This is a genomic window from Methylorubrum extorquens (assembly GCF_024169925.1).
GTDB classification, from domain to species: Bacteria; Pseudomonadota; Alphaproteobacteria; order Rhizobiales; family Beijerinckiaceae; genus Methylobacterium; species Methylobacterium extorquens_A.
On record NZ_JALJXF010000001.1, the window covers coordinates 3,503,046 to 3,523,279 of the forward strand.

General features: G+C 68.9%; 13 protein-coding genes. 5 read left to right on the top strand and 8 right to left on the bottom strand.

The features are described 5' to 3' along the window. Positions 1–15: 15 nt before the first annotated feature. Both J2W78_RS16565 and J2W78_RS16570 read right to left on the bottom strand, forming a co-directional pair. On the bottom strand, positions 16–1,704 hold the full coding sequence (locus J2W78_RS16565) for a thiamine pyrophosphate-binding protein (protein WP_253372244.1): 1,689 nt from the start codon (positions 1,702–1,704) through the stop codon (positions 16–18). 163 nt (positions 1,705–1,867) lie between these two features. Further along, a complete protein-coding gene (locus tag J2W78_RS16570) occupies positions 1,868–3,373 on the bottom strand; it encodes a hypothetical protein (protein WP_253372246.1) in 1,506 nt (501 codons plus the stop codon). A gap of 246 nt (positions 3,374–3,619) precedes the next feature. On the opposite strand from J2W78_RS16570, the gene J2W78_RS16575 reads away from it, so the two are divergent. Together J2W78_RS16575 and leuB are read left to right on the top strand one after the other, a co-directional pair. After that, positions 3,620–3,937: a hypothetical protein gene (locus J2W78_RS16575; RefSeq protein WP_253372248.1), complete on the top strand. Its 318-nt coding sequence runs from the start codon at positions 3,620–3,622 to the stop codon at positions 3,935–3,937. Between the two features lie 91 nt (positions 3,938–4,028). Further along, positions 4,029–5,138 carry a 3-isopropylmalate dehydrogenase gene (leuB, locus tag J2W78_RS16580; protein WP_253372250.1) on the top strand — a complete coding sequence of 370 codons (1,110 nt, stop codon included), beginning with the start codon at positions 4,029–4,031 and terminating at the stop codon, positions 5,136–5,138. A 113-nt stretch (positions 5,139–5,251) separates the two neighbouring features. Here the strand turns inward: leuB and zwf are convergent, their stop codons facing one another. The 6 genes from zwf to J2W78_RS16610 all read right to left on the bottom strand — a co-directional run bounded on the left by zwf (position 5,252) and on the right by J2W78_RS16610 (position 16,852). After that, positions 5,252–6,760: a glucose-6-phosphate dehydrogenase gene (zwf, locus tag J2W78_RS16585; protein WP_253372252.1), complete on the bottom strand. Its 1,509-nt coding sequence runs from the start codon at positions 6,758–6,760 to the stop codon at positions 5,252–5,254. 100 nt (positions 6,761–6,860) lie between these two features. Continuing rightward, positions 6,861–8,348, bottom strand: a complete 1,488-nt coding sequence (locus tag J2W78_RS16590; protein WP_253374067.1) for an efflux transporter outer membrane subunit — start codon at positions 8,346–8,348, stop codon at positions 6,861–6,863. A 73-nt stretch (positions 8,349–8,421) separates the two neighbouring features. Further along, the gene (locus J2W78_RS16595; RefSeq protein ID WP_253372254.1) at positions 8,422–11,736 is read right to left on the bottom strand and encodes an efflux RND transporter permease subunit; all 3,315 of its coding nucleotides are present in this window, start codon (positions 11,734–11,736) and stop codon (positions 8,422–8,424) included. A 256-nt stretch (positions 11,737–11,992) separates the two neighbouring features. Next, a complete protein-coding gene (locus J2W78_RS16600; protein WP_253372256.1) occupies positions 11,993–15,130 on the bottom strand; it encodes an MdtB/MuxB family multidrug efflux RND transporter permease subunit in 3,138 nt (1,045 codons plus the stop codon). A 12-nt stretch (positions 15,131–15,142) separates the two neighbouring features. Further along, positions 15,143–16,522 carry an MdtA/MuxA family multidrug efflux RND transporter periplasmic adaptor subunit gene (locus J2W78_RS16605; protein ID WP_253372258.1) on the bottom strand — a complete coding sequence of 460 codons (1,380 nt, stop codon included), beginning with the start codon at positions 16,520–16,522 and terminating at the stop codon, positions 15,143–15,145. 156 nt (positions 16,523–16,678) lie between these two features. Next, positions 16,679–16,852, bottom strand: a complete 174-nt coding sequence (locus J2W78_RS16610) for a hypothetical protein (RefSeq protein WP_253372259.1) — start codon at positions 16,850–16,852, stop codon at positions 16,679–16,681. Between the two features lie 436 nt (positions 16,853–17,288). On the opposite strand from J2W78_RS16610, the gene J2W78_RS16615 reads away from it, so the two are divergent. From J2W78_RS16615 to J2W78_RS16625, 3 genes are read left to right on the top strand one after another with little or no spacing between them, the layout of a single operon-like run. Further along, on the top strand, positions 17,289–18,473 hold the full coding sequence (locus tag J2W78_RS16615) for an aminotransferase (RefSeq protein WP_253372261.1): 1,185 nt from the start codon (positions 17,289–17,291) through the stop codon (positions 18,471–18,473). Beyond that, a complete protein-coding gene (locus J2W78_RS16620) occupies positions 18,470–18,994 on the top strand; it encodes a DUF4112 domain-containing protein (RefSeq protein WP_253372262.1) in 525 nt (174 codons plus the stop codon). Before J2W78_RS16615 ends, J2W78_RS16620 begins: the two co-directional genes overlap by 4 nt. 37 nt (positions 18,995–19,031) lie before the next feature. After that, positions 19,032–20,234, top strand: coding sequence for an ABC transporter permease (locus J2W78_RS16625; RefSeq protein ID WP_253372264.1), 1,203 nt, complete (start codon positions 19,032–19,034; stop codon positions 20,232–20,234).

Below are 20,234 nucleotides of genomic sequence, written 5' to 3' on the forward strand. Positions count from 1 at the left end.
GGGGTGCTGAGGCGGTCACGCGGCGCTGACGACCACTTCCACGAGGTTCGGCGCGCCCGAACGGATACCCGCCTCGACCGCACCGGCGATGTCCGCCGCCCGCTCGACCCGCCGGGAGGGCACGCCCATCGAAGTGGCGAGCGCCAGGAAGTCGATGCGCGGCTCGGTGAGGTCCATGGCGATGAAGCGGTTCGCCCGCACCGAGGCGTAGTGCGTCTGCGATTTCATGAACTGCTTCAGGATGTTGTACTCGGCGTTGTTAATGACGACGAAGGTCACCGGCAGCCCCTCGTGCGCGGCGGTCCAGAGCGCCTGGGGCGAGTACATCGCCGCGCCGTCACCGACGATGCAGACCACCGGCGCCCGGTCGAGCCCGAGCGAGAAGCCGACCGAGGCGGGCATGCCCCAGCCGAGCACGCCGCCGCGGATCGATGAATACTGCCGTGTCCAGGTGCTGTGCAGGATCGTGCGCAGATGCCCGAGCGTCGCCGGCGCCTCGTCGATGATCGCGACATCGGAGCCCACGACGCGCGCGATCTCCCAGGCGGCGACGAGGGGGTGGATGACCGGATCGGCGAAGGCGGCCTGCGCCTTGGCCGCCAGGGCTGCCCGGCGCGCGTCGTAGGCGGCGACGGCCTCACGGCGAAGGCGGGCATAGGTCTCGGCACGGGGCGCGAGCCGTGCTTCCAAGAGCGGCAGCAGCACGTCGAGCGAGGCGCGGACGTTGCCCACCGTCGAGAGTTGCGTCGCGTAGGTGCGGCCGAGGTCGCGTGCATCGGCCGAGAGCTGGAACACCTGCGTGCCGGGGGGGACGGCCGAGCCTTCGGTGTAGAGGACGGTGATGAGCGACTTGCCGCCGAGCGCGAACACCGCGTCGTAGCGGCCCAGGATCTCGGCGATGCCGCTCGCCTTGGTCGGCAGGTTGCCCATCCAGAGCGGATGGGCGGTCGGGAACGGGATATGCGCCGGCCAGGACGAACCGTAGACCGGTGCAGCAAGAAGGTCGGCGAGCCGCACCGCCTGGGCCGAGGCGTCGCTGGCATCGACCTCGTCGCCGGCAATCAGCGCAAGCCGCCCCGGCGCGATGCCCGCGAGATGGTCTGCGAGCCGGTCCAGGGAGCCGGCCACCGCATGGTGGTCGATGGTCGAAGCCTCCCCGAGCGGCGCGGAGGTCATCGCCTCCATCACGTCCATCGGCAGCGACAGGAAGACCGGCCCGGAGGGCGCCGCCGCGGCATCGTTGAAGGCGCGGCGCAAGAGCACCGGAAGCTGATCGGCATGCGTCACCTCGCGCGCCCACTTCACGGTCGGCGCGGCGATGGTGGTCAGGTCACCGAACAGCAGCGGATCGGTGATGACGTGCCGCGAATCCTGCTGGCCCGCCGTGACGACGAGCGGCGTCCCGGAGATCTGGGCGTTGAGCAGGTTGCCCATGCCGTGGCCGAGACCGCCGGCCGTGTGCAGGTTGAGGAAGCCCGGCCGGCGCGCCCCCTGCGCGTAGCCGTCGGCCATGGCGACGGCGCTCGCCTCCTGAAGGGCGAGCACGTAGGCGATGTCGGGCGCGTCCGTCAGCGCATCGATCAGCGGCAGCTCGGTCGTGCCGGGATTGCCGAAGATGTAGCGGACGCCCTCCGAGCGCAGCACCTCCAGCAGAACGTCGGCCCCGCGCCGCTCGGACTGAGAGTCGAGTGTCGTGACCGTCATGGCCTGCTCCTTACCGCACCTTCGAGAGGCAATCTGAGTACGCATCACCCGCGCCGGGACGATGTCCGGCCCGGCGACGGGTGTTCAAGGTCTCTCGAACATCGACGGCGCCGCGGGGGACATCCATCCCTCTGTCGAACGCGGGCCCGAAATCGTCACGCGATCACGGCGTGGCGGCGCGGGGGCGAACCGTCCAGGTCGCCCAGTAGACGGATCGGCCGTAGAGCGAGGAGGCATCGCTGCCGTCGGTCCGCGGGGCCCGGCGGTCGAGCCAGGTCAGGAAGCCGCCCTTGTCGGGGTAGATCGTCGGCGCGTCGAGGTTTCCGTAGCGGTCGGTCATCCAGCCGAAGCCGTCACGGGTGAACCGCCCCAGCGCGTCGCCGCCGGAGCGCAGGCCGAGATAAGCGGTGGAGTGGCCGGCCGCGACGGGCTCGGCATAGAGCGTCAGGGCAGTGAGGCTGCCGGGCGAGAGATCGGCGGTGTAGTGCAGGCAGATATCGGCGACGGGCCCGCCCGAGACCGTGACCGGCCGCGAGCAGGAATAGGCCACGGCCCAACGGTCCATGCCCCGCGCCTTGGCGACGCGGATCTCGGTCTCGGCCGGCAGGCTCTCGATCAGCGTGACGGGGGCCGACCATGTGCGCTCCGCCAGCGGATCGCGGCTCGTGCGCAGGTACAGCGCCATCCGCCGCCGGCTCCGCGGCGCATCGCAATCGGCGGGCACGACGTCGGTATAGAAGTAATGGTAGACACGATCGACCGCGCTGATCGAACCGGTCAGGCCCCGCGCCTCGAAGTCCGGCGCGGCGCAGTTTCCGACGATCGGCTTGCCCGTATCGTCCAGCACCGGGGCGGGCTTCATCGCCGCCGGTCGTGCGCGCCCGCGCCGACGCCCCTTCTCCTCCATGGCAGGCGCTCCGAACGGCCGCCATTCGGTGCCGGGATCGGACTCGACGCGCAGGTCGAGGCTCTGGAAATCGTAGGTCCGCGCTTGGACCAGCACCCGGCGGCGGCCCTCCCCGGACGGCTCCGTCGCGGTGGCGAGGATGGCGTAGTATGGGTCGCCCGCCCAATCGCGCCCCGCGACCAGCATCGCATTGCCGGACGGATCGTCCTCCGGCGCGGAGGCCTGAGCGCGGAAGGTCATCTTATCTTCTCGGCCCGCCTCGCGCGCCGCCCGGCGGGCCTCCCGCCGTGCCTGCCGGGTCGCCCGGCTGCGGCGGCGCGGCTGTTCGGCCCGCGCCGAAGCGGCACCCTTGAGCCCTTCGCTCCAGAAGCGCGGATCGGTCGGCGGCAGGATCGTCACCAGCGTCTCGATCTGTCGGCCGATCCGCACGGCGCCGCCCGCAGCGGGGTCGGTGGCGCGTAGATCGGCTGGGCAGGCGTCGTCGCCGCGGCGACCACTCTGGCGCGGCGGCTCGGCCCGGTAGATCACCTGAAGCGGGCCCGGCGGCCCGGTATCCTTCAACCGCAGGATCTGCACGTCGTGGACGAAGCGGCAGGGCGGCGGCACGGCGTAGACGCCCTCGGCCTCGTCGGCCGAACGGCAGATCTCCAGGGCGCCGCCCCCTGTAACATAGCAGGCACCGGCGCCGCCGCGCGGCGAGCCGGCCTGGGACGGCCCCGCCCACGCCGCGAGCAGGACGAGCGGCACAGCGACGATCCCCATTGCACGTCGGGCGGGCCCGGTCTCGGGTGAGAGGGAGCCGCGTCCGGCGGCGATAGGGTCGGGAAAACGCGAATTATGCACGGCGCAACCTTAGCTCTTCCGGCCCACGCTCGGAAAGCACTCGTGGCAAGGCTTCCCATCACGATCAGGTCGTTTTCGGCACGCGAGAATCGAACATGGTGAAAGGATTGGCTCACCAACACGGATTATCGTGGGCCTCCGTTCGATCATGAGGGTATTCCATCGATGAGCAGCGGTCTCTCGGCACCGGCCGGTCTGTCGGAGGTCTCCCGCCTCGCGACGTTGCTGGCCGATCAGGCGCTCGACGCGCAGATCATGAGCCGTCCCATTCCCGACGATCAGGTTCAGGCCCTGCTGGACGCCGCCGTCCTCCTCGACGAGTACGGCCAGGAAATTCCGCCTCTACTGGAACAGATCATCCACGAAATCGGCTCCTCCGCGCCGGAGCGGGCCGTGCGCCCCGCCAAGCGCCCGGAGGAGGACGAGGTCGGGCGCATGGCCTGGATGCTGCGCCCGTTCCGCTCGGGCAAGCGCGCGGGTTAGCGCCGGACCGAGCGACGGACTTGCGGGGGCCGGGCCGCGCCGATAGAGCGCGGGCGACGTGGCGCGTGCCATCAGCCCGGATTTCAGCCCCATGACCACCTACAAGCTTCTGCTCCTGCCCGGCGACGGCATCGGCCCCGAGGTGATGGCCGAGGTCGAGAAGGTGGTGGGCTGGCTCAAGAGCGCGGGCCTCGCCGATTTCGAAACCGAGCACGACCTCGTCGGCGGCGCGGCCATCGACGCCCACGGCAAGCCGCTGGCCGACGAGACGCTGGCCCGCGCCGACGGGGCCGACGCGATTCTGCTTGGCGCGGTCGGTGGGCCGAAGTGGAACGGCGTGAGCTACGACATCCGCCCCGAAGCGGGCCTGCTGCGCCTGCGCAAGGATCTCGGCCTGTTCGCCAACCTGCGCCCGGCGATCTGCTACCCGGCGCTCGCAGACGCCTCGGCCCTCAAGCGCGAGCTGGTCGAGGGCCTCGACATCATGATCGTGCGCGAGCTGACCGGCGGCGTCTACTTCGGCGAGCCGAAGGAGATCACCACGCTGGAAGACGGCTCGAAGCGGGCGGTCGACACGCAGGTCTACACCACCACCGAGATCGAGCGCATCGCCCACGTCGCCTTCGACCTCGCCCGCAAGCGCTCCGGCCGGGTCGCCTCGGCCGAGAAGAACAACGTGATGAAGACCGGCGTCCTGTGGAAGGAGGTCGTCACAAGGGTTCATGCCGAGCATTACAGCGAGGTCGAGCTGGAGCACGTGCTCGCCGACAACTGCGCCATGCAGCTCGTGCGCCGCCCCAAGCAGTTCGACGTGCTGGTGACCGACAACCTGTTCGGCGACGTGCTCTCGGATGTCGCGGCGATGCTCACCGGCTCGCTCGGCATGCTGCCCTCCGCCTCGCTCGGCGCCACCGACGCGCGCGGCACCCGCAAGGCGCTCTACGAGCCGGTCCACGGCTCGGCCCCCGACATCGCCGGCAAGGGCTACGCCAACCCGATCGCGATGATCGGCTCGCTCGCCATGTGCCTACGCTACTCCTTCGGCCTCGGCGACGCCGCCGACCTCGTGGAGGGCGCGATCACCCGGGCGCTCGCCGCCGGCGCCCGCACCCGCGACATTGTTGGTGAGGGCCAGACCCCGATCAGCACCGCCGAGATGGGCGACGCGATCCTGCGCGAGTTGGAGACGCAGGCGGTCTGAGGGCGCCGTATCTTCGCCGCTTCACTTTACATCCGTCGCCGCTGCCTTCCCCTCTCCCCGCACGCGGGGCGAGGGCTTGCTCTCCTCGGTCGGCGCTTATCCGGACGCCGCGGTCACTTCTCCCCCAGCGGCAGCCACGTGCGCCCGTCGCGCGCCAGCAGATCATCCGCCTCCTTCGGGCCGGGCGTACCCGCCGGATAGAGGCAGACCGGCGCGTCCCTCCACGCTTTGAGCAGCGGATCGACGGCAGCCCAGCTCGCCTCGATGGTATCGGCGCGCTGGAACAGGGTCGGGTCGCCCATCAGGCAATCGTAGATCAGGCTCTCGTAGCCGACGGTCGGCGCCGGGTCGAAGAAGTCGCCGTAGCTAAAGCCGGTCTCGATCGCGGCGAGATGCATCTGCGGCCCCGGCCGCTTCACGTTGAGGCGCGTGGCCGAACCGGGCGCCGGGTCGAGGCGCAGGCGCATGACGTTCGGGGTAAGATCGCCGCCCTCCGCTCCGCGAAACAGCGTGAGCGGCGTCGGCTTGAAATGCACCGCGATCTCGGTGCGCCGCTCGGCCAGCCGCTTACCAGTGCGCAGGACGAACGGCACACCCGACCAGCGTTCGTTCTCGATCTCAAGCTTGAGGGCAACGTAGGTTTCGGTCCGTGAGTCCTCGGCCACATCCGGCTCGTCGCGGTAGCCTGGGACGTCCCTGCCCTCCTCGCGTCCCGCCGCATATTGGCCGCGCACGGCATTCTCCGGCGTGATCGGGCGGACCGCTTTGACCAGCTTCGTCTTCTCGTCGCGCACGATTTCGGCGTCGAAGGCAGCGGGCGGCTCCATCGCCACCATGGTGAGAAGCTGGAACAGGTGGTTGGGCACCATGTCCCGCAGCGCGCCCGTCGGCTCGTAGAAGCGGCCGCGCTCTTCGACGCCGATGGTCTCGGCGGCGGTGATCTCGACGTGATCGACGTATTGGTGCCGCCAGATCGGCTCCAGCATCGCGTTGGCGAAGCGTATCGCCAAAATGCTTTGAACCGTCTCCTTCCCGAGGAAATGGTCGATCCGGTAGAATTGGCTTTCGTCGCCCTGCGCCAGGATGGTTTCGTTGAGCGCCTTGGCGGAAGCGAAGTCGGAGCCGAACGGCTTCTCGATGACGACGCGGCGGAATGCGTCGTCCGTCTGCTTCAGCAGGCCAGCCTTGCCGAGGCCCTCGACCACAGGGCCGAAGAACCGTGCCGCGACCGCGAGGTAGAACACGGCGTTGCCGTGAAGGCGCCCGGCGAGATCCTTGAAGGTAGCCTCGTCGGCGAAATCGCCCTGCATCACGTGCAGGCGCTCGCGGATGAAGCCCCAGGGGCGCGGGTCGATCCGCTCGGCATGGAACTCGGCGGACGGGTCCTTGGTGAAGGACTCCATGGTCTTCGTCAGGTCGTCCCGCCAGCCTTCGTCGGTCAGCGGGTTGTGGTCGACGCCGAGCACGGAGAAGCCTTCGTCGAGCAGCCCGCCGCCCGCGAGATTGTAGAGGGCCGGCATCAAGAGACGCTTCGTCAGGTCGCCGCCGGCACCGAAGATCACGAAGGTGCAGGCCGGGGTCTTCGGCGTGTCGGGCGTGTCGTGAACGGGGGCGTCGGGCATGGACCATCCGGGGCTTTCGGCCGGCAAGAGGCCGGCCGCTGGAATCCCGGTTTCAACAGAGGTCGGCGGTTCCTGTTCCGGCCGAGCTGCCCTGCAAGACCTACTCGTCGGTGCGAACGGCCGAGCCTCCGTCGATCGGCAGGCGCACGCCCTTCAGCTCCTCGCCGGTCGGGAGCGAGCGGGCATCCCAGCCGCCGCCGAGCGCCCGGATCAGCGCCACGGCCGTGGTGAAGCGGTTGAGGCGAATCTGGAGCGCGGTGACCTCGTTGTTGATGAGCAGCGCCTGGGCGGTCACGACAGTGGTGTAGTTCTGCGTGCCGGCCCGGTACTCGTTGAGGGTGATCTCGACCGCGCGACGCGCCGAGGCGACCGCCTCGTCCTGCTTGGCCTGCTGCCGGGCGAGGATTCGCACCCCGGCCAGCCCGTTCTCGACCTCGCCGAAGGCGGTCAGCACCGTCTGGCGATAATTGGCCACCGCCGCCTCGTAGGCAGCCCGCGCCGTTTGCAGCACCGCGGCGCGGGCGCCGCCGTCGAAGAGCACCTGAGAGCCGTTCGCGGCGATCGACCAGACGCGGTTGGCAGCCGAGAACACACCGTTGCTCGTCGCGCCCGAGATGCCGCCCGAGGCCGAGAGCGTTACCGTCGGATAGAAGGCGGAGACCGCCACACCGATCTGCTCGCTCTGCGCCTGAACCAGCCGCTCGGCCCCGGCGATGTCGGGCCGACGCTCCAAGAGGTCGGACGGGATGCCGACCGGCACCGAGGGCGGACGCACCGGCAGGAGCGCGAAGGGAAGCTTCACCTCGGAGGGCGGGCGGCCGGTGAGAATCGCCACCGCGTGCTCGAAGGTTGCCCGCTGGAGATCGACGGCGATCAGCGAGGCCTGGGTCGTCTGGAGCTGCGTCTGTGCGGTGATGACGTCGGAGCGGGCGGCGACACCTGCGTTGTACTGGTTCTCGGCGATGCTGAGGCTGCGCTTGAAGCCCTCGACATTCTCCTCCAGCACCCGCTTCAGCGAATCCTGATAGCGCAGCTGGAGGTAGTTGGTCGCCAGTTCCGCCTGAAGGCTGAGACGCACGAGCGCGAGATCGGAGGCCGAGGCCTGGGCGGAGGCGACGTCGCTCTCGATCTGGCGGCGGATGCCGCCGAACAGGTCGAGTTCCCAGCTCGCCTGCCCCTGGAGCGAGACGGTGGTGCGCTCGGCGCCCAGTGCCCGCGACCGGGTGATGCCCGGCGCGCCGATCACCGTGGGGAACAGGGCGGCGCGCGCCTGCGCGACGAGGGCGCGGGCCTGATCGTAGACCGCGACCTGGGCGCGGAGGTTCTGGTTGTCGACGTCGATGGAGCGGATCAGCCGGTCGAGCGTCGGGTCGTTGAAGGCCCGCCACCAGTCGCCGCGCTCGGCCGCGTCGTTCGGTACTGCCGGGCGCCAACCCTTCTGCGCCTGGACATAGGCGAGGCTGTCCTCGCGCATCCCGCCCTGCTTGAAGCCGAGCGGCGTCTCGACGGAGGGGCGCGCATAATCGGGTCCGACGAGGCAGCCGGAGGTGGTCGCGGCCAGCGCGGCGACGCCCGAGAGACGAAGCAGAGCCGCAGCCCCTCCCCTCCCCGCTCGACGCAGGCGGCCTTCGCGCAAATCACGGATCACGAAACAACCATCCTCACTCGGCCGGCACCGCCGCCGGTCCGCCCCGGCGACGCTTCGCCCAGAGCCGGAGACGGTCGAGATACAGGTAGACGACCGGTGTCGTGTAGAGGGTCAGGATCTGGCTGACGATGAGTCCACCGACGATCGCGATGCCGAGGGGCCGACGCAGCTCGGCCCCCTCGCCGCCCGCGACGATGAGCGGCGCCGCGCCGAGGATGGCGGCGAGCGTCGTCATCATGATCGGGCGGAAGCGCAGGAGGCAGGCCTCGTAGATCGCCTCCCCCGGCGTCAGGCCGCGACTGCGCTCCGCATCGATGGCGAAATCGATCATCAGGATGGCGTTCTTCTTCACGATGCCGATCAGAAGGAACACCGCGATCAGGGCGACGATGGTGAATTCGGTTCCGGTCGTGAGCAGCGCGACGATGGCACCGATCCCGGCGGAGGGCAGGGTCGAGAGGATCGTGATCGGGTGGATGTAGCTCTCGTAGAGGATGCCGAGCACGGCGTAGACGGCGAGCAGGGCGGCGAGGATCAGCAGCGGCTGGCGCGATGAGGATTCCTGATAGCTCTTGGCCGCGCCCGCGAACTCGCCGTGAATGGTCTGCGGCAATTGCAGGTCGAGCATGGTCTGGTCGATGACCGCGGTGGCCTCGCCCAGACTCTTGCCGGGCACGAGGTTGAACGAGATGGTGGTGGCCACGAACAGGCCCTGGTGCGCCACTTGGACCGGGGCGTTGCCGGTCTCGAAATGGGCGAAGGCCGAGAGCGGCACCATCGTCTCCTTGGCGCTCGACACCGGCGCGCTCGACGAGGCGCTGCCTCGGCTCGCGGCGATGGCGTTGCCCGCGGCGTTGCGCGCCGAGTCGGCGGCGATGGTGGCCGCCGTGTCGGTGGTGGACGTGCCGGAGGTCGAGGCTTGCGAAGCCGTCGTGGTCCCGCCCCCCGCCACCGTGCCGGCAACCGCGTTCGTCGTGGCCGAGCCCCGCGCCCGGCCGCCCGTGGTCGAGACATAGATCGTCTTTAACACCTCCGGGTTCTGGAGGTATCGCGGCGCGATCTCCATCACCACGTGGTACTGATTGAGCGGGTTGTAGATCGTCGAGACCTGCCGCTGGCCGAAGGCGTCGTAGAGGGTGTTGTCGATCTGGTCCGGGGTGATGCCGTAGCGGAAGGCGGTCGCCCGATCGATGACGAGGCGGCTCTCCAGCCCGCCCTCCTGCTGATCGGAGGTCACGTCGGCGAAGATGTCGGTGCGCTTCTGCAAGGCTTGCAGCAGCTTCGGCGAGGCGGCGTAGAGCTCGGCCGCGGTGTCGCCCTGGAGCGTGTACTGGTACTGGGCGAAGCTCTGGCGCCCACCCATCCTGAGATCCTGGCGCGGGAACAGGAATAGGCGCGCGCCCGCAACCTGGGCGAGTTTGGGCCGAAGTCGGGCCATCACGGTCTCGATAGGCTCGCGTTCGCCGCGGGGTTTCAGCCCGACGAAGACGTTGGCGGAGTTGGTACCACGCCCGCCGGTGAATCCGACGATGCTCTCCACCGCCGGGTCCGCCTGCACGATGGCACTCGCCCGCTCCAGCTTATCCTTCATCGACTGGAACGAGATGCGCTGGTCGGCCTGGATGCCGCCCATGAGCTGGCCGGTATCCTGATCGGGGAAGAAGCCCTTCGGCACGATGATGTAGCCGTAGACCGTGAGCCCGATCGCGATGAACACGCTGAGCACCGTCAGCCGGCGGTGACGGAGGGCGAAACGGAGCGTCCGTTCGTAACCCCGCAGCACAGCGTCGAAACCGCCCTCCAATCCGCGCAGCAGGATGTTGGGGCGCTTGCCCGCCTGCATCTGCGCTTCGGGCTTGAGGAGCAGCGCGCACATCATCGGCGTCGTCGTCAGCGAGAGCACGAGCGAGACGAGGATCGCCATCGACAGCGTGACCGCGAATTCCTGGAACAGCCGGCCGACGATGCCGCCCATCAGCAGGATCGGCAGGAACACGGCGATGAGCGACAGGCTCATCGAGACGACGGTGAACCCGACCTCGCGGGCGCCGAGCAGGGCCGCCTCCACCCGCGGCTTGCCCGCCTCGATGTGCCGTTGGATGTTCTCCAGCACGACGATGGCGTCGTCCACGACGAAGCCGGTCGCGATGATGAGCGCCATCAGCGACAGGATGTCGAGGGAGTAGCCGAGCATCCACATCGCCGCGAAGGTGCCGATGATCGAGATCGGCACCGCCACCGCCGGGATCAGCGTCGCCCGCCACGAGCGCAGGAAGATGAAGGTGACGAAGATCACGAGGATGACCGCGATGACCAGCGTCTCCTCGGTGCTGGCCAGCGAGGCACGGATCGTGGCGGAGCGGTCGCCGGAGATGTTGAGGTCGATGTCGCCGGGCAGCGCCGCCTTCGCCTGCGGGATCGCCGCGCGCACGCGCTCCACCGTCTCGACGACGTTGGAGCCGGGCTGCTTGTAGATGAACAGGATCACGCCCGGCTTGCCGTCGACGAGGCCGAGGTTGCGCTTGTCCTCGACCGAATCGACCACCTCGCCGACATCGGCGAGCCGCACGGCGGCGCCGTTGCGGTAGGCCACGACGATGTCGCGATAGTCGGAGGCCTGCCGGCCCTGGTCGTTGGCGTAGAGCTGGTAGCGGCGATCGCCCGCGACGATGTCCCCCTTGGGCGAGTTGGCGTTGGCCGAGGCCAGACCCGCGCGGATGCCCTCCAGGCCGATGCCGTAGTGGAACAAGGCCGTCGGATCGAGCTCGACCCGCACCGCAGGCAGCGACGAGCCGCCGATATCGACGTTGCCGACCCCCTCGATCTGGCTCATCCGCTGCTGCACGACCGTCGCGGCGGAATCGTAGAGCTGCCCCGGCGTCAGCGTATCGGAGGTGAGGCCGAGGATCAGGATCGGCGAATCGGCCGGGTTGAACTTGCGGTAGGTCGGATTGGTGCGCAGCGAGGTTGGCAGGTCGGCCCGCGCGGCGTTGATCGCCGCCTGGACGTCGCGGGCGGCGCCGTCGATATCGCGGTTGAGGCCGAACAGCAGGACGATCCGCACGGTGCCGGTGGAACTCGTCGAGGTCATCTCGTTGACGTCGGCGATGGCCCCGAGCCGCCGCTCCAGCGGCGCGGCGACCGTGGTCGCCATGGTCTCCGGCGAGGCGCCGGCCATCTGCGCCTGAACGAGGATGACGGGGAAATCGACCTGCGGCAGCGGCGCCACCGGCAGCCGCACATAGGCGAACATGCCGGCGAGCAGCAGGCCGATGGTCAACAGCGTCGTCGCGACCGGGCGGCGGATGAAGGGTTCGGAGAGGTTCATGGGGAGCGGCCCATGCCAGCGCCGCGGGCGTTCCCCTCTCCCCGCATGCGGGGAGAGGCCCGCAGGCACCCTGTCGTGCCTACGGGAAGCGGAGGCGAAGCCGTAGCGAGGGTGAGGGGGCGCCCCCGGATTTGGCTCTTCCGGTCAAGCCCCCTCACCTTCGGCTGCCGCCTCGCTTCGCCGACGACGGGGTCGCCGAAGCCCTCTCCCCGCGTGCGGGGAGAGGGGATGCGCACCATCGGTATTGCCATGAAGCTCACGGCACCGCCCCGCCGGGCGCCAGCCCGTCCCGCTCCCGCCGCCGCATGATCCGGCGCTCCAACCGGTCGAAGGCGAGATAGATGACCGGCGTCGTGAACAGCGTCAGCACCTGACTGACGATGAGCCCGCCGGCGATGACGATGCCGAGCGGCTGGCGCAGCTCCGAGCCGACGCCCGAGCCGACGATCATCGGCACCGCCGCGAACAGGGCGGCCAGCGTCGTCATCAGGATCGGGCGGAAGCGCAGCAGGCAGGCCTCGTAGATCGCATCGCGCGGCGCCTTGCCCTCCTCGCGCTCGGCCTGGAGCGCGAAGTCGATCATCATAATCGCGTTCTTCTTCACGATGCCGATCAGGAGCACGATGCCGATGATCGCGATGATGTCGAGCGAGAGCCCGAACCACATCAGCCCGAGCAGCGCGCCGATGCCGGCGGACGGCAGGGTCGAGAGGATGGTAATGGGGTGGATGAAGCTCTCATAGAGCACGCCGAGCACGATGTAGACGGTGACGATCGCCGCGCAGACGAGAAACAGCTCGTTGGAGAGCGCCGACTCGAAGGCGAAGACCGAGCCCTGCGGCACCACGTTGAAGCTCGCCGGCAAGCCGATGTCTTTTTGCGCGGCCTCCAGGGCGTCGACGGCTTGGCCGAGGGCCACGCCCGGCGCGAGGTTGAACGAGACGGTCGTGGCCGGGAACTGGCCGAGATGGCCGATCAGCAGCGGGGCACGACGCTCCTCGATCTTCGCAACGGCCGAGAGCGGCACTTGGCCCGACGGTGCGGTCGAGGACGGAAGGTAGAGGTTGTCGAGGGAGGCGAGCGAGGTGTGCAGCTTCGGGTTCGCCTCCAGGATCACCCGGTACTGGCTCGATTGGGTGAAGATGGTGGAGACGATGCGCTGGCCGAAGGCGTCGTAAAGCACGTTGTCGATTGTGGCCGGCGTGATGCCGTAGCGCCCGGCGGTGGGTCGGTCGATGGTGACGTAGGCGGCCAGGCCGTTGCCCTGGTAGTCGCTGGTCACGTCGGCCAGCAGCGGCGAGCGGCGCAGCGCCTCGACGTAGCGCGGCACCCAGGTCTCGAAGTCGCCGAGGTTCGGGTTCTCGAGGATGACCTGATACTGCGTCGCCGAGACGGCGGTATCGATGGTCAGATCCTGCACCGGCTGCATGTAGAGCCGGACGCCGGGGACAGAACTCGTCGCGGCGTTGAGGCGGCGGATGATCGCGCTGGCGTCGGCGCCGCGCGCCTCGCGCGGCTTCAGGTTGATGAGGAAGCGGCCGGAATTGAGCGTGACGTTCTGCCCGTCCACCCCGATGAACGAGGACAGGCTCGCCACGTCCGGATCCTTCAGGACGATGTCGGCCAGAGCCTGCTGGCGCTCGGCCATGGCCTCGTAGGAGACGCTCTGGTCGGCCTGTGAGATGCCCTGGATCACGCCCGTGTCCTGCACGGGGAAGAAGCCCTTGGGGATCACCACGAACAGATAGGCGGTGAGCGCCACGGTGCCGAGGGTGACGAGCAGCGTCAGGCCCTGGTTGGCCAGGACGACGCGAAGCGCCCGGCCGTAGAGGGCGATGACGCCGTCGTTGAGCCGCCGGCCCGCGCGGGCGATCGGACCTTCCCGGCGCGCGGCCGGCGTGTCGGCGCCGTGGGCGACGGGCTTCAAGAGCCGGGCGCACAGCATCGGCACGAGGGTGAGCGAGACCACCGCCGAGATGACGATGGTTGCAGCCAAGGTGATCGCGAATTCGCGGAACAGGCGACCGACCACGTCGCCCATGAACAGGAGCGGGATCAGCACCGCGATCAGCGAGACGGTGAGCGAGATGATGGTGAAGCCGATCTCGCGGCTTCCCTTCAGCGCGGCCTCGAACGGGCTGTCACCCTCCTCGACGTGGCGGGCGATGTTCTCGATGACGACGATGGCGTCGTCCACCACGAAGCCCGTGGCGATGGTGAGCGCCATCAAGGAGAGGTTGTCGAGGGAGAAGCCCCAGGCATCCATCGCCGCGAGCGCGCCGATCAGCGAGAGCGGCACCGACAGGCTCGGGATCAGAGTCGCCGAAAAACTGCGCAGGAACAGGAAGATCACCATCACCACGAGGCCGATGGCGAGCATCAGCTCGAACTGCACGTCGTGCACCGAAGCGCGGATCGTCGTCGTGCGGTCGGTGAGGATCGCCACCGAGACCGAGGCCGGCATCGTCGCCTGAAGCTGCGGCAGCAGCCGCTTGATACGGTCCACCGTATCGATGACGTTGGCGCCGGGCTGGCGCTGGATGTTGAGGATCACCGCGGGCGTGCGGTCGGCCCAGGCGCCGAGCCGGGTATTCTCGGCCCCGTCCACGACCTCGGCCACGTCGGTGAGGTGGACCGGTGCACCGTTGCGGTAGGCGATGATCGCGCTGGCATAGACCGCCGGGTCACGCACCTGATCGTTGGCGTTGATGGCGTAGGACTGGGTCGGCCCGTCGATGTTGCCCTTGGGCGTGTTGACGTTGAGGTTGGCGATCGTGGTGCGCAGGTCGTCGATGTTGAGGCCGTAGGCGGCCATCGCCAGGGAATTGAACCGCACCCGCACCGCCGGCCGCTGCCCGCCGCCCATGCTGACGAGGCCGACACCCGCGATCTGGCTGATCTTCTGGGCGAGCCGCGTCTCGGCGAGGTCGCGCACCTGCGTCAGCGGGATCGTCGCGGAGGTGAGCGCCAGGGTCAGCACGGGCGCGTCGGCCGGGTTGACCTTGGCGTAGATCGGCGGCGCCGGAAGGTCGGTCGGCAGCAGGTTGCCGGCCGCATTGATCGCGGCCTGGACCGACTGCTCGGCGATGTCGAGCGGGATGTCGAGGTTGAACTGGAGGGTGATGACCGACGCCCCCGCCGAACTCTGCGAGGACATCTGGTTCAGATTGGCCATCTGGCCGAATTGCCGCTCCAGCGGCGCGGTGACCGCCGAAGTCATCACCTCCGGGCTGGCACCGGGATAGAACGTCTGCACCTGAATCGTCGGGTAATCGACGGCGGGCAGCGCCGAGACCGGCAGGTTCAGGTAGGAGACCGCGCCGACGATCAGGATCGCCAGCATCGACAGCGTCGTCGCGACGGGCCGCAGGATGAAGAGGCGGGACGGATTCATGGCCGCATCCCGCTACGGTGCCGGGCGCCGGCGTCCCCGGCGCTCCTGGCTACCCGGATTCGCGCCGTCGGCGGAAGCCGCGGGCGTCGTCGGAAGCGTCGCACCGGGGGCGCCTGCTGCCGGTGCGCCGGCCTGGGGTCCGGGGGTCTGGCCGACGACGCGCACCGGCGCACCCTCGCGCAGGCGATCGGTGCCGTCTGTGACGACGCGGTCGCCCGCCGTGAGGCCGGTGAGCACCACCGTGTTCACCCCATCGGTCTCGCCGGTCTTGATCGGGCGCACGGTGACCTTCTCGTCACCGTCCATCAGGTAGGCGTAGGTGCCCGGCGTGCCGCGCAGGATCGCGGCGTTGGGCACCAGGGCCGCGTTCCGGATCGTCTCGACGGTAAGGCGCGCGTTGACGAACTGGTTCGGGAACAGGCTCTCGTCCTCGTTCTCGAACATCGCCCGCAGCTTCACCGTGCCGGTCGTGGTGTCGATCTGGTTGTCCACCGTGTCGAGGCGGCCGACGGCGATCTCGTGCTGGTCGCTGCGGTCGTAGGCGCGCACGGTGAGCGTAGCGCCCGCGCGCACCCGGCGCATCACCCGCGCCACCTCGTCCTCCGGCAGAACGAACACCACCGAGATCGGACGCAACTGCGTGACGACGACGATGTTGGTCGAGCCGGCAGTGATGTAATTGCCGAGATCGACCTGCCTCAGGCCGACCCGGCCCTCCACCGGCGAGACGATCCGGGCATAGGTGAGGTTGAGCTTCTGCTGATCGACGAGCGCCTGGTCGGCCGCGACTGTGCCCTCGTTCTGCTTCACCAGGGCAGCCTGGGTGTCGACGTTCTGCTTCGAGATCGAATCCTGGCGGTTCAGGGTCTGGTAGCGCTGGAGATCGAGCTTCGAGTTCTGCAGCAACGCCTGATCGCGGGCGAGCTGGCCCTGATACTGGGCGAGCAACGCCTCGTAGGGCCGCGGATCGACCTGGGCGAGGAAATCGCCCTCCTTCACCATCTGGCCCTCGCGAAAGCCGATCTTGGTGAGGTAGCCGTTGATCTGCGAGCGGATCGAGACGGTGGCGAGCGGCGTCACCGTGCCGAGGCCCTGGAGCACGACCGGCATGTCGCCGGTCACGATCGGTGCGACGCCGACCGCCTGCTTCATGTCGGCCGGCCGTCCGCCGTGACCGGGACGGCCGCCGCCCGGCGCCTGTGCCGTCTCCTCGGCCGGCTTCTGCCGGGCGTCGTAGGTGCGGTGAGCGACAGCGCCGGCCCCGCCGAGGATCAGCAGCGCGAGCATCCAGCGGCCGAACTTGCGGCGCCGGCGGACCGGCGCGGTCGTCACCGGGTCCGCGGTCCGGTATTCCCGGGCGGTCTCCCTGCGTATCGGCGAACTCTCGTTCATCCCTCACACACTCATCGGCGACAGCACGGCCAGACACCGCGGGCCGGCCCGGGGTCACGATCCGGCCGGCGGAGGATCCATCCGGCTCGAACCCGTTTCGGACAAGGCGGGCGGACTTGGTACGGCCGGCGAGCCTCGCCGGTCATTGCGGTCTTCCTACGGCGGCGACGTTTCCAGCGTGTTGCTGCCCGTCGGCGCAGCCTGCGACTGATAGAGGCGCATCACGTCGCGAAACGACGCATCGGCCGGCGTGACCGGCAGCGTAAGACGCAAGGTAAGGCCCAGAACACCCGACACGACGGCGAGCAGCAGGCAAGTTCCCAGACGCATGATCCGCCGATGGTGACAGCGCCGCCGCAAGGACGTGCACCGGCTGATCGGACACGAAAAAGGCCGCCGTGTCGAGCGGCGGCCTTTTTCATGAAGCACGACCGGACCGGCCTGCCACATCCAAGAAACGAGGGGGCGAAGTCCCTTGAGCGCGGCGGCCGGTCCGACCGTGGGGTGAACATGCGCTTACGACTGATGATCGTCAACATTCGTCACCCCTCCGACGCAGCGCAAAAACGGGATTTCGCGGTTCATTCGCAAACTCGTGTGCGTGAGCGCACGCTGCGCAGACGACACGCCGACGTTCTCGACAAGGTTCGACAGGACGCCTCTTGTCTTCGCAGATGGCGATACCAAGCGCAGCCCTGCTCTCTTCTCCATTCCATCTTATCGGGAGCACTTGGAGCGGCCCGGTCTCTCTGCGAAGACATCGCTCATGAGTCTCGCCGCGAATCGCATCCCCCCGCTCACCGGCCATCCCGTCTTCGCCGAGTTGCCGGAAACCGTGTTCGAATCGATGTCGCGGCTCGCGCGGCAGCACGGGGCGATCAATCTCGGCCAGGGCTTTCCCGACGGTCAGGGGCCCGACGACGTGCGCGCCGCCGCGGCACGGGCGCTGGAGAGTGTCAGCAACCAATACCCGCCGATGATGGGGCTGCCCTCGCTCCGCTCGGCCGTCGCCGCCCATTACCGGCACCACCAGGGTCTCGACCTCGATCCGGAGCGCGAGGTGATGGTGACCTCGGGCGCGACCGAGGCGCTGGCCGGCGCGCTGATGGCGCTGGTTCGGCCGGGCGACGAGGTCGTGCTGTTCGAACCGATGTACGACGCCTACCTGCCGCTGGTGCGGCGGGCCGGCGGTGTGCCGCGCTACGTCACGCTCAAGCCGCCGCATTTCCGGATCGAGGCGGCGGCTTTGGCCGAGGCGTTCTCCGAGCGCACGCGGATCGTTCTGCTGAACAACCCGCTCAACCCGAGCGCTACCGTCTTCGAACCCGACGACCTCGCCCTGCTCGCGGATTTCTGCCAGCGCTTCGACGCGGTGGCGATCTGCGATGAGGTCTGGGAGCATGTGATCTTCGATGGCCGGCGCCACCGGCCCCTGATGGCACAGCCGGGCATGCGCGAGCGGACGGTGAAGATCGGCTCGGCCGGCAAGATCTTCAGCCTCACCGGCTGGAAGGTTGGGTTCGTGATGGCGGCCGAGCCGCTGATGCGGGTGCTGTCGCGGGCGCACCAGTTCCTCACCTTCACCACACCGCCGAACCTTCAGGAGGCGGTCGCCTACGGCCTGGCCAAGGACGACGCATACTTCGAGGGTATGCGGGCTGACCTCGCCCGCTCCCGCGACCGGCTGGCGTCGGGGCTGTCCGAGATCGGCTTCACGGTGCTGCCGAGTGCCGGTACCTACTTCCTCACCGTCGATATCGCGGGACTCGCCGCCGACGACGTCGCCTTCTGCGAGCAGATCGTGACCGAGCACGGTGTCGCGGCGATCCCCGTCAGTGCATTCTACGAGGGAGGCGGCGTGACGAATCTCGCGCGCTTCTGCTTTGCCAAGACGGACGCCACCCTCGATGCGGCGGTCGAACGCTTGGCAGGATTATTCCGCGAGACGTGAACGACCGCGCGATCCGCTTCCTTGTGCAACGGTTGGGCCGGGGCCACATCGTCGCCATGAGCACCTCCGTTCACACCTCCGATAAGGTCTTTCGCGAGTCTGCCGCCGCGGCGCAGCTGCGCCGCCTCACCGATACCAGCACGGAGGCGAGCCTCCTGCGCCTGGAGCAGCTCGCCCACCTGATGGACTCGGCCTTCCTCGTGCCGGGCATCAACCGCCGCGTGGGTCTCGACGCGGTGATCGGTCTCGTCCCCATCCTCGGCGACATCGCGGGCATGGCGATCGCCTCGTACATCGTCTACGAGGCGAAACGGCTCGGCGCGCCGCGCTGGCTCGTCTGGCGCATGATGGGCAACGTCGCCATCGACGGTGCGGTGGGCTCGGTGCCGCTGGCCGGCGACCTGCTCGACGCGGCCTTCAAGGCGAACCGCCGCAACGTGCGTCTTCTGCGTCGCCATCTGGAGCGCAAGGGTGCGCTGCGGCCGAGCGAGATCGAGGGCACCGCGGTTCGGCTCGACTGAGCCGGCATCGGCCGCCCGAGCGTAAGGGTTGGAGCCGATGAACGAGCACCTGCGACCCGTACCCGATGCGGTGCCCGTCACCGCGCCGGGCAACGCGCCGCAGATGCAGCCTCTGCCGACCGCCACCCGCCGCGGTCTGTCGCCGCTCAACCGTCGGCGGCTCGCGAATTTCCGGGCCAACCGTCGCGGGTATTGGTCGGCGGTGATCTTCGCCGTGCTGTTCGTGCTGAGCCTGTTCGCCGAACTCATTGCCAACGATCGCCCGATCGTGATGCAGTACAAGGGCGAGTGGCTGTTTCCCGTCCTGGTCGATTACCCGGACGAGAAGTTCGGCGGCTTCCTGGCCCAGACCGATTACCGGGCGCCCGAGACGCGCAAGGAGATCGAGGAGAACGGCTGGGTGCTCTGGCCGCCCATCCCTTACGCCGACAACACATTCATGCGGGACTTGCCGACCCCGGCCCCCTCGCCGCCGACCTGGATGCTGAGCGACGACGAGTGCCGCCCGGTCGCCGAGCGCGCGGGAGTCAAGGCCGAGGGGCGCGAACTCGGCTGTCGTGACATCGAGTGGCACTGGCTGGGCACCGACAACGCCACGCGGGACGTGCTGGCGCGCGTCATCTACGGCTTCCGCATCTCGATCCTGTTCGGCCTCGTACTCGCCGGCGTCTCGTCGGTCATAGGCGTGATCGCGGGGGCGGTGCAGGGCTATTTCGGCGGCTGGACCGACCTGATCTTCCAACGGATTATCGAGATCTGGGGCGCGATCCCGACGCTCTACCTCATCATCATCATGTCGGCCTTCCTCGTGCCGAGCTTCTTTACCCTGCTCGGCATCCTCACGCTGTTCTCGTGGACGGCGCTGGTCGGCGTGGTGCGCGCAGAATTCCTGCGCGCGCGGAATTTCGAATACGTGCGCGCGGCCCGCGCCCTCGGCCTGTCGAACGTGCGCATCATGACGCGCCACCTTCTGCCCAACGCCATGGTGGCGACGCTGACCTTCCTGCCGTTCATCCTCAACGGCTCGGTCACGACCCTAACCTCGCTCGACTATCTCGGCTTCGGCCTGCCGCCGGGCTCCCCCTCGCTCGGTGAGCTGCTGGCGCAGGGCAAGGACAACATCAACGCGCCCTGGCTCGGGCTCACCGGCTTCTTCGTGGTGGCGACGATGCTGAGTTTGCTCGTCTTCGCGGGCGAGGCGGTGCGCGACGCGTTCGATCCGCGCAAGACCTTCGGCTGA